Genomic DNA, 15,220 nt, shown 5'->3' with positions numbered 1-15,220 from the left:
GACTAAGCTTCGTTCATATCTGGCGTTTAGACAAGGATGTTCTGGATGCAAAAGAGTACCGGTTTTACCCTGATAGAGCTGATGATAGTGGTCGCCATCGTGGCCATTCTGGCCACGGTCGCCTACCCCTCCTTCACCGGCTACCTGTTGAAAAGCAAGCGGATAGAGGCGATACAGAGTCTGTACGGCATGCAATTGAAACAGGAAGACTGGCGTATTTCTCATGCCACCTATGCCACTACCAGTCAGGCGAGCGGCACCTTTCTCCCCACCCATGCCGATTACACCTTTGAAGTCAGTGGCGCCAGCGCCAGTAATTATGAGCTGATTGCCACTGCCAAGAGCGGATCCAGCCAGTTGAACGACAAGGAAGGGGCAACCAGTTGCAGCCCGCTGACGTTAAGCAGGGACAACAGCAAGGCACCGGCCATCTGCTGGCAGTAATAGCAAGGCCAGTAAACAAATGATCTATTTCATTTCTGTGTAAACGTCGGACAAAGGGCCCGGGAATAACCGCCTCATAAAACAACACTTTGAGGGATACAAGAAGGCCTCCGATATCGGAGGCCTTGTCAGTCAATCAAGTACCATGTCTGATCAGGTGTCGTGTCAGGATACCTGTTTGACCTTGAGCTCGGCCGGTACTTCAAACACGATGTTTTCTTCCCGCCCCGGATGCTCGGTGACGGTGTGGCCACCCAAAGACTGCAGGTGGCTGATCACTTCCTGCACCAGTACTTCGGGTGCCGAGGCCCCGGCGGTCACGCCGATGCGCTGTGCCCCTTCCAGCCAGTCCGCCTCGATCATTTCCACGCAGTCGATCAGATAGGCTCGAGTGCCGATCTTCTCGGCCAGTTCGCGCAAGCGGTTGGAGTTGGAGGAGTTCTTCGAGCCCACCACCAGCATCACGTCCACCTTGGCTGCCAGCTCGCGCACCGCATCCTGCCGGTTTTGCGTGGCGTAACAGATGTCGTCCTTGCGCGGCCCCTCTATGGTGGGGAAGCGCGCACGCAGGGCGTCGATCACGTCCGAGGTTTCATCCACGCTCAGGGTGGTCTGGGTCACGAAGGTCAGGTTATCGGGGTTGTTCACCACCAACTGCGCCACGTCATCCGGATTTTCCACCAGATACATGCCGCCCTCGGCGCTTTCGTACTGACCCATGGTGCCTTCCACTTCCGGATGACCCGCATGGCCGATAAGAATGGTCTCTATGCCCTTCTTGCTGGCACGGTGTACTTCCATGTGTACCTTGGTCACCAGCGGACAGGTGGCGTCAAACACCTTGAGGCCCCGGCGCTTGGCTTCTTCCCGTACCGCCTTCGACACGCCGTGGGCGGAAAAGATAACGATATTGTCGTCCGGCACCTGATCCAGCTCTTCCACAAACACGGCGCCCGCGTTCTTGAGCCTGTTGACCACATAACGGTTGTGCACCACTTCGTGGCGCACGTAGATGGGCGCCTCGAATTTTTCCAGCGCGCTCTGCACTATGCTGATGGCCCGGTCGACCCCGGCGCAAAAGCCGCGTGGGTTGGCGAGTAGAATATCCATGTCAGGCTCCTTATTTATCAACATCCTGTTGCTCGACGGCCAGGATCTCAACCTCGAAGGTGACCTGACAACCGGCCAGCGGATGGTTGAAGTCGACGGTGACCGAATCGCCGGCCACGCCGCGCACTATGCCGGGGATCTCGGCGCCATTAGGCTGGGTAAAGGACAGAATAGCCCCTTCTTCCAGACTCATGTCGGCGGCGAAGCGGCTGCGCTCCATATGATGAATATTGTCCGGATTGACCGGCCCGAAGGCATCGTCCGGCCCCAGCTCAAAGCTGTGGCTGGAGCCTTCGGTCAGGCCCAGCAAACAGGCCTCGAAACTCGGCGTCAGGCTGCCGTCGCCCATCTTCAACTTGGCGGGTTTACCGTGCAGCTGGGTGCTGTCGGCCACCGAGCCGTCTTGCAGCTTGATGGTAAAGTGAAACAGGACTTCGCTCTGCGGGCCTATCTGTTTGCTCATTGGGGGCTGTCCTTCTTGAAGCTGTCGATAATGATCATGGCGGCACCGACGAAGATGAAGCTGTCGGCCAGGTTGAACGCCGGCCAGTGCCAGTTGCCGACGTAAAAGTCGAGAAAGTCCACCACATGGCCCAACATCAACCGGTCGATCACGTTGCCGATGGCCCCGCCGATGATCAATGCATAGGCCACCGGTAACCAGCGCGCGGCTCTGGGCAGTTTGTGCATCCAGACGCTTAGCAGCACGGTCACCGCAAAGGCCAGGCCGGCAAAGAACCAGCGCTGCCAGCCGCCCTGATCGGCCAGAAAGCTGAACGCCGCGCCCGGGTTATAAACGTGCACCAGGTTGAAGAAGGGGGTAATCTCCACCCCCGGGTAGCCATAGGCCAGGTTGGATACGGTGAGCCATTTGCTCAGCTGATCCACCGCTATGGCCACTATCGCCAACCACCACCAGCGCAGGCCGGTTTCCCGCAGCATCGCCATCAGGCAAACCGGCGAACTTCGCCGTCTCCGGCCACGTTGGATACGCAGCGACCACAGATACCCTCGTGGCCCTCATGGCTGTTGACGTCATCCACATGGTGCCAGCAACGAGCACACTTTTCGGCGTCACTTTTGGCGACCTTCACCTTGAGTCCGGCCAGCTCGGTGTCGGCGGCGTCACCGGCCTCAATCAGCGGCTGCACCGTCACGCTGGAGGTCAGCATCACGAAGCGCAACTCGTCACCCAGTTGCTTGAGCTTGGCTGCCAGAGAGTCTTCCACATAAAGGGTGATGTCGGCTTCCAGTGCGGCGCCAATCACCTTGTCTTTACGGGCGGCTTCCAGCGCCTTGTTCACCGCCTGGCGCATCTTGAGCAGCTCGGCCCAGTAGCCATCGTTCAGCTGCTCGTCACCGGCCAGACCGAACAATCCGTCGTAGAACTCTTCGGTGAACACGAATTGTGACCGTTGGCCGGGCAGCAGATTCCAGATTTCGTCGGCAGTAAAGCTCATGATCGGCGCCATCCAGCGCACCAACGCTTCCACTATGTGGTAAAGCGCGGTCTGGCAGGAACGACGGGCCAGGCTGTCGGCCTTGGCGGTGTACTGCCGGTCCTTGATCACATCCAGATAGAAGGAGCCCATTTCCACCGAGCAGAACTGCATCAGCTTCTGGGTCACCAGATGGAAGTTGTACTCATCAAAGGCGGTGGTGATTTCCTGCTGAATGGCCTGAGCACGACCCACGGCCCAACGGTCGATCAACACCATGTCATCGGCGGCGACCATGTCGGTGGCCGGATTGAAACCGTTCAGGTTGGCCAGCAGGAAGCGAGCCGTGTTACGAATACGGCGGTAGGCATCGGCGCTGCGCTTGAGGATTTCGTCGGACACCGTCATCTCGCCGGAATAATCGGTGCTGGTGACCCACAGACGCAGAATATCGGCACCCAGCTTGTTCATCACCTGCTGCGGGCTGACCACGTTGCCGATGGACTTGGACATCTTGCGGCCATTGCCGTCCACGGTAAAGCCGTGGGTCAGCACCTGCCGGTAAGGGGCGTGGCCCTTCATGGCGGTGGAGATCATCAGGGATGACATGAACCAGCCGCGATGCTGATCCGAGCCTTCCAGATACATGTCGGCCGGGTGGCCCTTGAACTCGGAACGCACGTCCACCACAGAGGAATGGGTCGAGCCGGAGTCAAACCACACATCCAGGGTATCCAGCACTTTTTCGTACTGGTCGGCGTCGTCGCCCAGCAGTTCGGCCGGGTCCAGATCCCACCAGGCCTGAATGCCGGCTTCTTCCACCCGCTTGGCCACGGCTTCCATCAGCTCGGTGGCACGGGGGTGCAGCGCCTGGGTTTCCTTGTGCACGAACAGGGCGATGGGCACGCCCCAGGTGCGCTGGCGGGAGATACACCAGTCGGGACGGTTTTCTACCATGGCCTCGATACGGTTCTGGCCCCACTCGGGCACCCACTGCACCTTTTTGATCTCGGCCAGCGCCTGGGTGCGCAATCCGGCCTGATCCATGCTGATAAACCACTGGGGGGTGGCACGGAAGATAATCGGCGTCTTGTGGCGCCAGCAATGCGGGTAGGAGTGCATGATGGCCTGATGGTGCAACAGGGCGCCACGCGCTTTCAGCGCTTCTACCACCGCATCGTTGGCCTTGAACACATGCTGACCGGCAAACAGCTCGGTGTCGGGCAGGTAAACGCCGTTGCCACCCACCGGGTTGGCCACTTCCAGACCGTAATGCTGACCCACCACGAAATCTTCCTGGCCGTGGCCGGGAGCGGTATGCACGGCGCCGGTACCGGATTCGGTGGTGACGTGCTCGCCCAGTATCGCCGGCACATCGAAGTCGTAGAAGGGATGCTGGAAGCGCTTCAGCTCAAGCGCCGCGCCCTGACAATAGCCCAGGTTGTGATAATGGCTGATGCCGGCCCTGTCCATTACGTCCTTGACCAGATCGGCGGCCAGGATCAGACGTTCCGGCTTGTCCCCTTCCACCTGTACCAGAGCGTAGCTCAGCTCGGCATGCAGCGCTACCGCGCGGTTGGCGGGCAGCGTCCAGGGAGTGGTGGTCCAGATGGCGACCGACAGCGGGCCCTGACCGGTATGGCCGTCGGCACAGTCGAAGCTGGCCGCCACGGCCGCTTCGTCTACCGCCTTGAAGCGCACGTCGATGGCCGGCGAGCGTTTGTCTTCATATTCCACTTCGGCTTCGGCCAGTGCAGAGCCACAATCGGTACACCAGTGCACCGGCTTGGAGCCCTTGTGCAGATGGCCGTTGTCGATGATCTTGGCCAGCGAACGAATGATGTTGGCTTCGGTATCGAAGTTCATGGTGAGGTAGGGATTTTCCCAGTCACCCAGCACGCCGAGACGGATAAAGTCGGTTTTCTGTGCTTCAATCTGCTCTTTGGCGTAGGTCCGGCAGGCGGCGCGGAATTCGGCGGCAGACACCTTGACGCCGGGCTTGCCGACCTTGCCTTCCACTTTCAGTTCGATGGGCAGACCGTGGCAGTCCCAGCCCGGAATGTAGGGCGAGTCGTAACCCAGCAGTCCCTTGGACTTGACGATAACGTCTTTCAGGATCTTGTTGACCGAGTGACCGATATGAATGCTGCCGTTGGCGTAGGGAGGGCCGTCGTGCAGAATAAACGGCTGCTTGCCGGCCTTGGCCTGACGCACGGCGCCGTACAAGTCCTGCTCAATCCAGCGTTTCAGCATCTCCGGCTCGCGTTGAGCCAGGTTACCGCGCATGGGAAACTCCGTTTCGGGCAAATTCAGGGTATTTTTATAGTCGCTCATGAATCCTACATTCCGTTCGGTTCTGATGACGCCAGCCCGAACCATTGGCGGGCTTCGGCGGCATCGCGTTGAATTTGCTCCTTCAGCAGCGCAAAGGAAGCGAATTTTTGCTCGTTCCGCAGTTTATGGCGGAGCTCTACTTCCACTTGTTTGCCGTATAGATCACCGGAAAAATCAAACAGATGGACTTCCAACAGGGCGCGGGTGCCGCAGACCGTGGGCTTGTCACCGATATTGGCGACCCCGGGGTAACGCCGGCCGTTCAATAACAGCTCTACCACATAGACGCCGGACACCGGTATCACCTGCCGCTTGAGCGCCACATTGGCGGTGGGAAAACCGATAGTTCTCCCCAGCTTGGCGCCGTGGGCCACTCGACCACAAAGGGCGAAGGGACGCCCCAGCATATTGGCCGCATCATCCAGCCGGTCTGCCGCCAGCGCCTCGCGGATCAGGGTACTGCTGACCCGCCGGCTGTTCATGCGCCAGCTCTGGGTGCTGACCACCTCGAAGTCGAAGGCCTTGCCGGCCCGGGTCAGCAGTTCGAAGTCTCCGCCCCGGTTCTGGCCGAAGCGAAAATCGTCGCCCACCACCAAAAAGCGCACCCCCAGCTTGTCTACCAGCAGGCCACGAATAAATTCATCCGGAGACTGGGCGGCAAAGTCGGCATTGAAGCGCACGCACAACAGACGATCGATACCGAGACGCGCCAGTTGCTGATATTTCTCTCGCAGCCGGGTCAGTCGCGGAGGCGCCTCGGCACCGGTAAACAGCTCCTGCGGCTGTGGCTCGAATACCATGACACAGGCCGGTACCTTGAGCCGACGAGCCTGCTCGACCAGACGGCTTAATACGGCCTGGTGCCCCAGGTGCACCCCATCAAAATTACCAATGGTCAGCACACAGCCGCGATGCCATGGTTTGATGTTGTGAATCCCGCGAATAAGCTCCATAGACTCCGATGCCAGCCTGTGTAAATCGGCGGATTATACCCCAGCCGGCCCTCGGGATCAGCCTTTGCTATGCGGTTTTAAGATGCTTTATGCGCACGCCACTCACCAGCAACAAGGCACCGTAACACAAGGCACCGGCCCCGATATAGCTCAGCAGGTGCAAACTGCTGCTCAGCAGACTCCACTCGGCCCACACGGCCAGTGACGGTGACAGCCACCACAACAGTGCCGCCATGCCGCTACTGGCCAGCGTCACCTTGAGCGCGAACCCCAGGGTCTGCCGACTGGGATGATAGATATCGCGCCGGCTCAGGCCCCAGGCCAGCAGGCCGGCATTGAGCATACCCGACATCGCCGTGGCCAGCGCCAGCCCCACATAGCCGAGCGGAAAAATCAGCAGCGCATTGAACACCATGTTGGCCACCATGGCGATAATGCCGAAACGCACCGGCGTCCTGGTATCCTGTCGGGCGTAGTAGCCCGGTGCCAGCACCTTGATCAGCATAAAGGCCTGCAGTCCCACTGCATAGGCCACCAGGCTCTTGCCCGCCGCCGTCACTTCGATCACACCGAACTCGCCGCGCATGAACAATACCCGCAGCATGGGCTCGCTCAGTACAATCAACCCCAGCATGGCGGGAAAGCCCATCAACAAGACCATGCGCACGCCCCAGTCCATGGTGGCGGCAAAACCGTCTTTGGACTGATCCACATGGCGGCTCGACAACGCCGGCAAAATCACGGTCGCAATGGCGATGCCGAACAGGCCGAGCGGAAATTCCAGCAACCGATCGGAGTAATACAGATAACTGATGGAGCCGGTGGCCAGAAACGATGCCAGCATGGTATCGAACAACAGGTTAACCTGACTGACCGAGACCCCGAACAGGGCCGGAATCATCAGGGTGCGAATCTTCACCACCCCGGGGTGACGCCAGGCCCAGCGCGGCCGTACCAGCAGCTGCAGCTTCGCCAGAAAGGGAAACTGAAACAGAAACTGGATCAAGCCGCCGAGAAAGACACCGATGGCCAGCCCCATTTCCGGTTGCGCCAGTCGCGGCGACAGCCAGAGTGCGGCAGCAATCAAGGCTACATTGAGAAAGACCGGCGTAAAGGACGACACCGCAAACTTGCCGTAGGTATTGAGTATGGCGCCCGCCATGGCGGTAAAGCTGATAAACCACAAATAAGGAAAGGTGATCTTCAGCAATAACGAGGCCAGCTCGAATTTGTAAGCCTCGGGGCCGTCGTTAATCCACTCCATGAACCAGCCCATACCGAACAGCGCCGTGACCAGCCCGGAGCCAATCATCCCGACCAGGGTGACCAGGGTTACGATTCCTCCCAGGGTGCCGGAGACCGCCGCCAGCAGATCCTGAGTGTCCTTGAAGCTGCGGGTTTGCTTGTATTCGGTCATCACCGGCACAAAGGCCTGATTGAAGGCGCCTTCGGCAAACAGCCGGCGCAGAAAATTGGGAATACGGTTGGCAAAAAAGAACACGTCGGCCGCGGCTCCGGCCCCCAATAGGTTGGCGATCACCACGTCGCGCACCAGCCCCAGCACCCGGGATACCAGGGTCATGGCAGACACAATCAGGCCTGATCGCAAAAGCGCCTTGCTCAAAATGAAAACCTCGCGGTAAGAAAATTGCTGAATGCAGGGGAATGCTGCTAGAATCCGGCCGACAGTTTAACCCCCCGCCCTGTATCTGACCACAGGGCGGTGTTTATTTGCACAAATCAATTGACAATCTGCGGTGAAAAAGGCATATTCCTCGGCCTTTTATTAACACTCGCTAAGACAGTTTCAGGAGTTTTACCTTGGCTAATATCAAGTCTGCTAAGAAACGCGCGATTCAAGCAGAGAAACGCCGTAAGCACAACGCCAGCCGCCGTTCCATGGTTCGCACCTACGTGAAAAAAGTAGTTGCAGCCATCGCCAGCGGTGACAAGGCGAACGCACAGAAAGCTTTCGACGTCGCTCAGCCTCTGCTGGATCGTATGGCCACTAAAGGTCTGATCCACAAGAACAAAGCTGCTCGTCACAAGAGCCGCCTGAACGCCAAGATCAAGGCTCTGTAATTCAGAGACTTATCCGCAGCGTCAAAAAAACCGGCTTAATGCCGGTTTTTTATTGCCTCGATTTTAGTGTGAGGTGAAGGTGCGGAGCAGGTATTATCCTGCCCCCCCTCAGTACTCGCTCCTCACACATCACGACAATACAGTTTGTGCAGCAGGGCGATCACTTCCCGCACTTCCTCGCTTTTCAGCGAATAATATACCGTTTGCGCTTCTTTGCGGGTGCACACCAGGTCGTCGTTACGCAACAGGGCCAGGTGTTGCGACAACGCCGACTGACTCAGCCCCAGATGCTGGTTCATTTCTCCTACCGACAGCTCCTTGTCGAGCAAATAGCACAGGATAAACAGCCTTCGCTCATTGGCCAGCGCCTTCAACAGCTTGACCGCCTGACTCGCACTGGCTTCCATTGCTTCCATATTCAATGCCATCATGATGTCCACGTTCTAGGGCCTGTTAACCCTAATGTTTAACTAAATTCATCGTCAAAGGTGACGGGCGGTGTGACCGCAGAAAAATCGTCCAGACCGGAAAACAGCGAGCTGAAATCACTTTCACATAATCGCTTTACCGCCGGATGCTGGATCATCCGCTCGGCAAAAATGACGTAATACTCTTCTTTCAGCTCTTCGACCCGGCCAATCTCGACCACCGGCTGATATTGCAGAATGGCGTCGCGATAAATCGCCGGGGCCACGAAGATCCCCTGATTGAAAAAACCGAAGGCCTTCATCAGTGCCGCGTCGTCGAATTCCCCCAGGATCTGTGGCTTGAGACCCTGCACCTCCAGCCAGTGCCGCAGCTGCCGGCCCATGGCGGTGCGCCGCCCCGGGATCAGCAGCCGTCGTTCTTCCAGACACTCGGGAAAAGGCCGGGTCGGTAGCGGTTCACGGCAATAAAAGCCGATCTCGCACTCCCCCAGTTTTTTCGAGAGCAGCCCCGCATGCTGGGCCGAGTCTACCGGACAGTCCGACAGAATCATGTCCAGCTTGTGCTCACTGAGCTGCTCAAGCAGCATTTCGTGGGTCGACTCGTAGCAGCGCAGATGAATGGAGCCATCGTTGGGGATCACCGACAGCAGCACCCGGCTCGCCAGTCGCTTCGACAAGGCATCGGCAATGCCGACGTCGAAAACAAGGTGATCTTCCTTGCGGTAATGCACGATATCCAGCATCTCGTACGACAGGCTGAACATGCGGTCTGCATACTTGAACACCAGCTGCCCCAGCTCGCTGGCCTCCAGCTGGCGTCCCTTGCGCTTGAACAACTTGCCACCGAGGCGCTGTTCCAATTGACGGATCTGACCGGTGACCGTCTGAGGTGTCAGAAAAAGCGCCTCGGCCGCCTTGGTGACCGAACCTTTCTTCTGCGTCATCCAGAAATAATACAGGTGGTTGTAGTTAAGGTGTGACAAAGGCCATCTCCAATGCGTATTGGCTCCATCATAATGAAAGCGGCCGGGTTTGAATACCCGACCGCTCTGTTGAGGACCACAATTGCCATAGAGATGATCACATCGCCGACTACAGCTGCAGCACCGGCCTGGATTGCTGGCGGGGCAGAATATAATTCAGCATGCCATAACCCGCCAGCGCCGCTATTGTCGAGCCCATCAGGATGCCGAGCCGGGACAGATTAGCCAGTTCGGCATTCCCGGTGAAGGCCAGCGATGCGATGAAAATCGACATGGTGAAACCGATGCCACAGAGCACGGACACCGCAAATATCTGCTTCAGGCACACGCCGGCGGGCAGCTGCGCAATACCCAGCCGTACCGCCCCCCAGCTGAACAGGAAGATCCCCATGGGTTTACCAAACAGCAAGCCGGCCATGATGCCCAGCGGCAATGCCGACGACAGATCGGCAAACGAGAGTCCTTCCAGCGAAACGCCCGCGTTCACGAAGGCAAACAACGGCAGAATAAAAAAGGCACACCAGGGATGCAGGAAATTTTCGAGTTCACGGGCCGGTGAAAACCGGCGGCCATACAGCGGGATCAAAAAGCCCAGTATTACCCCGGCCAGGGTGGCGTGTACGCCCGACATGAGTACGGCCACCCACACTATCCAGCCCAGAATAAGATAAGGCACCAGACTGTGAACCTGGGCCCGGTTCAGCCAGTACAGGCCGGCAATACCGATAACGGCCACCGACATGGCAGGCAGCGACATGCCGTGGTTGTAGAACAGGGCGATAATGATGATAGCCCCCAGATCGTCGATGATCGCCAGCGCTAGCAGAAACACCTTGAGGCTGAGCGGCACCCGATTGCCAAGCAAGGCCATGACCCCCAGAGCGAAGGCAATATCGGTAGCGGTAGGAATAGCCCAGCCATTCAGGCTGGACACTTCACCGGCGTTGAACAGTAAAAACCACAGGGCGGGAAACAGCATGCCACCCACAGCGGCCAGGGCTGGAAACATGGCTTTTTCCCGGCAGGAAAGAGCGCCGGATACCAGCTCGCGTTTCACTTCCAGGCCGATCACCAGAAAGAACACCGCCATCATGCCGTCATTGACCCAATGGAACAGCGTCTTGTCCAGATCCAGGCTGCTGATCCGCAGCTGGATACGAATACTAAGCAGTTCCTGATAAAGATCCACCAGACCGGTGTTGGCCATCACCATGGCGACGATCGCCGCCACTATCAGTAAAATCCCGCCGGCAGATTCCATTGCCAGAAAACGTTTCAGTACGTCCGTCATACGATTGAGGCTCCCTCTCATCAACTAGATGCTCGAGTGTAATCAGGCCCTCCGCCGGCGAGTAATCGATTGTTTCTGCTTAACACCTCGGCAAAACCGAGCATTAACAGGCTAATTGGCTTATATCGTCACTCCGAAAGTAAAACTTAACACCAACGCAAAATAAAAATTACATTTTAAATGCTTTTTAAATCGCGACCGGCGCCTTGATATGCGGATGCGCCTGGTAGTTTTCCAGCACAAAATCCTCGAAGGCATAATCAAACAGAGAGTCGGGTGTACGCACCAGCCGCAGCGTCGGCAGAGCGAGTGGTTCTCTACCCAATTGTAGCCGAGCCTGCTCCAGATGGTTGCGATAAAGGTGTACATCGCCACCGGTCCAGACAAAGTCGCCCACCTCGAGTCCCGCCTGCTGGGCCAGCATATGAGTCAGCAACGCATAGCTGGCAATATTGAAGGGCAGGCCCAGAAACACATCACAGCTGCGCTGATAGAGCTGGCAAGACAACTTGCCGTCGACCACGTAGAACTGGAACAGGGCATGACAGGGCGCCAGCGCCATTTGATCCAGCTCACCCACGTTCCAGGCCGAGACGATGATACGACGGCTGTCCGGATTGGTCTTGATGGTATCCAGCGCCTGGCTTATCTGATCGATGGTGCGACCGTCCGCCCCTTGCCAGCTGCGCCACTGGTGTCCGTATACCGGGCCCAGATCACCCTTGTCGTCGGCCCATTCGTCCCAGATCCGTACCCCGTGCTGCTTCAGATAGCCGATGTTGGTGTCACCGTTCAGAAACCACAACAGCTCATGAATAATCGACTTCAAATGACACTTTTTGGTGGTGATCAGCGGAAAGCCCTCACTCAGATCGAAACGCATCTGATGGCCGAATACCGACAGGGTGCCGGTGCCGGTTCTGTCTTCTTTGACGGCACCCTTGTCCAGGATATGTTGCATCAGCTCCAGATAGGCTTTCATGCTGTTTTTTCTCCATTACCAAACCATTGGGGGCGACGACAGGCCGCCCATAACATCAGTGCACCGGCCAGCATCATCGGCATCGACAACAGCTGCCCCATGCTGAACAAATCGAGGTAGAGCCCCAGTTGGGCATCCGGCTCCCGTACAAACTCCACCATGAAACGAAACAGGCCGTAGCACAGCAGGAAGAGGCCGGAAATCACGCCGCGAGGCGGACGCGCTCGCCAGGCCAGATTCAGGATAATCAACAAGGCCACCCCTTCGAGGGCAAACTGGTACAGCTGGGAAGGGTGACGTGGCAGCATGCCCGCCGCCGGAAAAATAATGCCCCAGGGCACCTCCGTCACCCGACCCCAGAGCTCGCCGTTAATGAAGTTGCCGATGCGACCGGCCCCCAGCCCGAAGGGGATCAGCGGTGCGATAAAATCGGATACCGCAAAGAAGGTTTTGTGCTGCTTGCGGGCAAACAGCCAGAGTGCGGTGATCACCCCGACCAGGCCGCCGTGAAACGACATGCCACCGGTCCAGATCTTGACGAGGTAAAGCGGGTCGGCGAGAAAGGTGTCGAACTGGTAGAAAAATACGTACCCGAGGCGGCCACCGAGGATCACCCCGAGAAAGCCGTAGAACAGCACGTCGGAGACCTGATCCCGGGTCCAGTCCGAGCCCGGTTGTGCCGCGCGACGATTGGCCATCAGCCAGGCAAACAGAAAGCCCAGCAGATACATCAAACCATACCAGTGCACCGCGAGGGGACCGATTTGTATGGCAATGGGATCGAAACCGGGAAACACCCAGTGGCTCTGAGACATGCACTTACCCCGTCAGCAATAAAAGCGGGTATTGTGCAATTCGACAGGAATAAATACCAGAGTTTAACTCCGAGCTTAACGTCCGGCGCGCAGCAGTCCGCCCAGTCCACGCTCTTCCAGATAACGGCCGAACAGCCCCTTGAACAGGCCGGTATTCTGGTGACTCAGGGCTTCCTGCAACAATTTCTGCAGTTCGTCGCAACGGGACTGACGCACGATATATTTTATGCGCATCAGGTTGCTGTTGTTCATGCTGAAACGCCGATAGCCCATGGCCAGCAACACCAGCACCCCGATGGGATCACCAGCCAGCTCGCCACAAATGGACACGGGTTTGGCATGGCGGCGAGCCGCATCGATGATCTGCTGCAAGGCACGCAATACCGCCGGATGCAGAGCATCGTAAATATCGGCCACCCGGCCGTTATTTCTGTCTACCGCCAGCAGATACTGGGTCAGATCGTTGGTACCTACCGACCAGAAGTCCACCAGCGGGGCCATGTCCTGTAACTGGTAGAGCAGTGCCGGCACCTCTATCATCACCCCCAGGCTGGGGTAACGGATGATGCCCTGCTGATCGGCGGTTTCGGCCGACACCTCACGCCAGGCGCGATCCAGCATTCTGCGCGCGACCCGTATCTCATCCAGACTGGTGACCATCGGCAGCATGATCGACAGGTTGTCCAGCCCCTGACTGGCCCGCAGCATAGCCTTTAGCTGTACCAGAAAGATTTCGGGATGATCCAGGGTCAGGCGAATGCCTCGCCAGCCGAGAAAGGGATTTTCTTCCACGATCGGGAAGTAAGGCAGCTGCTTGTCACCGCCCACATCCAGGGTACGCATGCACACCGGCTTGCCGACATAACTGCTCATGACCCGGCGATAGCTGATCACCTGCTCCTGCTCTGAAGGGAAGCGATCGCGCATCATGAAGGGAATTTCGGTACGGAACAGCCCTACCCCATCGGCGGTGTCGTTCATGGCGATATCGGTATCCGCACTCAGACCCGCATTCAGCAGCAACGACACGGTAACGCCGTCCAGAGTAACCGAGCTTTCATTACGCACCGTGTCAAAGAGCTCGTCCATCTGCTCTTCTTCGGCCATCAGGCGGCGATATTCGCGCAACACCGAAGGCACCGGCTCCACCAGCAAGTCACCGTTGTAGCCATCGACGATCAGGGTGCGATCTTCCAGCAGTTCGAAGGAATGATCGATGCCCATCACCGCAGGAATGCCCATGGCACGAGCCAGAATGGCGGCGTGAGAGTTGATGGAGCCCTTGGCGGAAACGATGCCCTTGAGCTTGCTGCGGGGGATTTCCGCAATCAGGGTAGCGCTGATTTCGTCCGCCACCAGAATGATGGGCTCATCCAGGGTCAGCAGCCCATCATCTTCGTGGATTAGCCGGGTCAGCAATCGCTGGCCCAGATCGCGAATGTCTGCCGCCCGCTCACGCAGGTAAGGATCGGACATCACCGAAAACTGGGCTATCTGTTTTTCACAGACCCGCTTGACCGCACTGCCGGCAATCCAGCCCCGCTCGATTTGCTCCCGGATCAGCCCGATGAACACCGGATCCTTGAGGATATACTGATACACCTCGAACACCGCCACCGACTCGCTGGCCTGCGACTCCTTGAAGCGCAGCGCCATGCCGTTCAGCTCGTCTTCTACCTGTACCAGTACCCGGTCGAGGCGTTCGTGCTGTACGGCGGCGTTATCGGCCTTGCGCTCCTTCACCTGGCTCAGCTCGACGCGAGGGCGCCACACCCAGGCTCGACCAATCGCCACACCGGGAGAGCCCGCCAGGCCACGCAGCATGCCGTGCCAGTTGGGCGAGCGCAGGTTACCCTTGGCCTCGGCATGAGCGATGACGGTGGCCAGCTGAGAGGCCAGTGTCACCAGAAACGATTCTTCTCCCTCTTCAAACAGTCGCACCTGCTTCTGCTGCACCACCAGCACCCCCAGGGTTTTACGCTGATGAATGATGGGAGCACCGAGAAAGGATTTGAAAGCGTCTTCACGCGCTTCGGGCAGATACTTGAATTTGGGATGCAGCTGGGCATCGGCCAAGTTGATCAGTTCTTCCTTTTCCCCGATCAGGCCGACGATGCCCTCGCCCAGCGGAATGCGTGCGTGACCGACGGCCTTGGCAGCCAGGCCATCGGTCGCCGCCAGCAGATAATTCTGCTCATGTTCCTGGCGCAGATAAATAGAGCAGCAGTCCACTCGCATGGCATGACGGGTCTGGCGAACCAGTTCACTCATGGCACCATTGAGGTCAGAGCTGGCCGTTACCTGCTGAACGATTTCCCGCAATTCCTTTAACACTGCCGCCTACTCCTGTGTCGATGGG

General features: G+C 58.0%; 14 protein-coding genes. 2 read left to right on the top strand and 12 right to left on the bottom strand.

What is annotated here, in order from left to right; translation table 11 throughout:
* Nucleotides 1–45 precede the first annotated feature (45 nt).
* The gene (locus ABD827_RS07685; RefSeq protein WP_344963802.1) at nucleotides 46–444 is read left to right on the top strand and encodes a type IV pilin protein; all 399 of its coding nucleotides are present in this window, start codon (nucleotides 46–48) and stop codon (nucleotides 442–444) included.
* 165 nt (nucleotides 445–609) lie between these two features.
* Here the strand turns inward: ABD827_RS07685 and ispH are convergent, their stop codons facing one another.
* The 6 genes from ispH to murJ form a co-directional block, all read right to left on the bottom strand.
* The gene (gene ispH, locus ABD827_RS07680) at nucleotides 610–1,554 is read right to left on the bottom strand and encodes a 4-hydroxy-3-methylbut-2-enyl diphosphate reductase (protein ID WP_344963800.1); all 945 of its coding nucleotides are present in this window, start codon (nucleotides 1,552–1,554) and stop codon (nucleotides 610–612) included.
* Between the two features lie 10 nt (nucleotides 1,555–1,564).
* Entirely contained in the window at nucleotides 1,565–2,017 is a 453-nt protein-coding gene (gene fkpB, locus ABD827_RS07675; protein WP_344963798.1) for an FKBP-type peptidyl-prolyl cis-trans isomerase, read from the bottom strand.
* Nucleotides 2,014–2,502, bottom strand: coding sequence for a signal peptidase II (lspA, locus tag ABD827_RS07670; RefSeq protein ID WP_298720074.1), 489 nt, complete (start codon nucleotides 2,500–2,502; stop codon nucleotides 2,014–2,016). Before lspA ends, fkpB begins: the two co-directional genes overlap by 4 nt.
* Complete coding sequence (ileS, locus tag ABD827_RS07665) at nucleotides 2,502–5,327, bottom strand: isoleucine--tRNA ligase (RefSeq protein WP_344963795.1); 2,826 nt, start codon at nucleotides 5,325–5,327, stop codon at nucleotides 2,502–2,504. The genes lspA and ileS overlap by 1 nt, the downstream gene beginning before the upstream one ends.
* 5 nt (nucleotides 5,328–5,332) lie before the next feature.
* The gene (gene ribF / locus ABD827_RS07660) at nucleotides 5,333–6,280 is read right to left on the bottom strand and encodes a bifunctional riboflavin kinase/FAD synthetase (protein WP_344963793.1); all 948 of its coding nucleotides are present in this window, start codon (nucleotides 6,278–6,280) and stop codon (nucleotides 5,333–5,335) included.
* 67 nt (nucleotides 6,281–6,347) lie between these two features.
* On the bottom strand, nucleotides 6,348–7,904 hold the full coding sequence (murJ, locus tag ABD827_RS07655) for a murein biosynthesis integral membrane protein MurJ (RefSeq protein ID WP_344963791.1): 1,557 nt from the start codon (nucleotides 7,902–7,904) through the stop codon (nucleotides 6,348–6,350).
* Nucleotides 7,905–8,101: 197 nt separating this feature from the next.
* Here murJ and rpsT point away from each other — a divergent pair, with 197 nt between their 5' ends.
* Nucleotides 8,102–8,362, top strand: a complete 261-nt coding sequence (gene rpsT / locus ABD827_RS07650; RefSeq protein ID WP_104485672.1) for a 30S ribosomal protein S20 — start codon at nucleotides 8,102–8,104, stop codon at nucleotides 8,360–8,362.
* Nucleotides 8,363–8,484: 122 nt separating this feature from the next.
* On the opposite strand, the gene ABD827_RS07645 is transcribed toward rpsT, so the two are convergent.
* The 6 genes from ABD827_RS07645 to ptsP form a co-directional block, all read right to left on the bottom strand.
* Nucleotides 8,485–8,784: an ArsR/SmtB family transcription factor gene (locus ABD827_RS07645; RefSeq protein WP_344963851.1), complete on the bottom strand. Its 300-nt coding sequence runs from the start codon at nucleotides 8,782–8,784 to the stop codon at nucleotides 8,485–8,487.
* A gap of 44 nt (nucleotides 8,785–8,828) precedes the next feature.
* On the bottom strand, nucleotides 8,829–9,773 hold the full coding sequence (gene nhaR, locus ABD827_RS07640; RefSeq protein ID WP_298720092.1) for a transcriptional activator NhaR: 945 nt from the start codon (nucleotides 9,771–9,773) through the stop codon (nucleotides 8,829–8,831).
* Nucleotides 9,774–9,882: 109 nt separating this feature from the next.
* The gene (gene nhaA, locus ABD827_RS07635; RefSeq protein ID WP_344963788.1) at nucleotides 9,883–11,064 is read right to left on the bottom strand and encodes a Na+/H+ antiporter NhaA; all 1,182 of its coding nucleotides are present in this window, start codon (nucleotides 11,062–11,064) and stop codon (nucleotides 9,883–9,885) included.
* Nucleotides 11,065–11,251: 187 nt separating this feature from the next.
* Nucleotides 11,252–12,046, bottom strand: a complete 795-nt coding sequence (thyA, locus tag ABD827_RS07630) for a thymidylate synthase (RefSeq protein WP_344963786.1) — start codon at nucleotides 12,044–12,046, stop codon at nucleotides 11,252–11,254.
* The gene (gene lgt / locus ABD827_RS07625) at nucleotides 12,043–12,861 is read right to left on the bottom strand and encodes a prolipoprotein diacylglyceryl transferase (protein ID WP_298720101.1); all 819 of its coding nucleotides are present in this window, start codon (nucleotides 12,859–12,861) and stop codon (nucleotides 12,043–12,045) included. The genes thyA and lgt overlap by 4 nt, the downstream gene beginning before the upstream one ends.
* A gap of 75 nt (nucleotides 12,862–12,936) precedes the next feature.
* Nucleotides 12,937–15,195 carry a phosphoenolpyruvate--protein phosphotransferase gene (gene ptsP, locus ABD827_RS07620; protein ID WP_344963784.1) on the bottom strand — a complete coding sequence of 753 codons (2,259 nt, stop codon included), beginning with the start codon at nucleotides 15,193–15,195 and terminating at the stop codon, nucleotides 12,937–12,939.
* Nucleotides 15,196–15,220: the final 25 nt, after the last annotated feature.

The organism is Oceanisphaera sediminis (genome assembly GCF_039539745.1).
Classification (GTDB): domain Bacteria; phylum Pseudomonadota; class Gammaproteobacteria; order Enterobacterales; family Aeromonadaceae; genus Oceanimonas; species Oceanimonas sediminis.
This window is presented reverse-complemented; position numbering and strand designations above follow the sequence as displayed.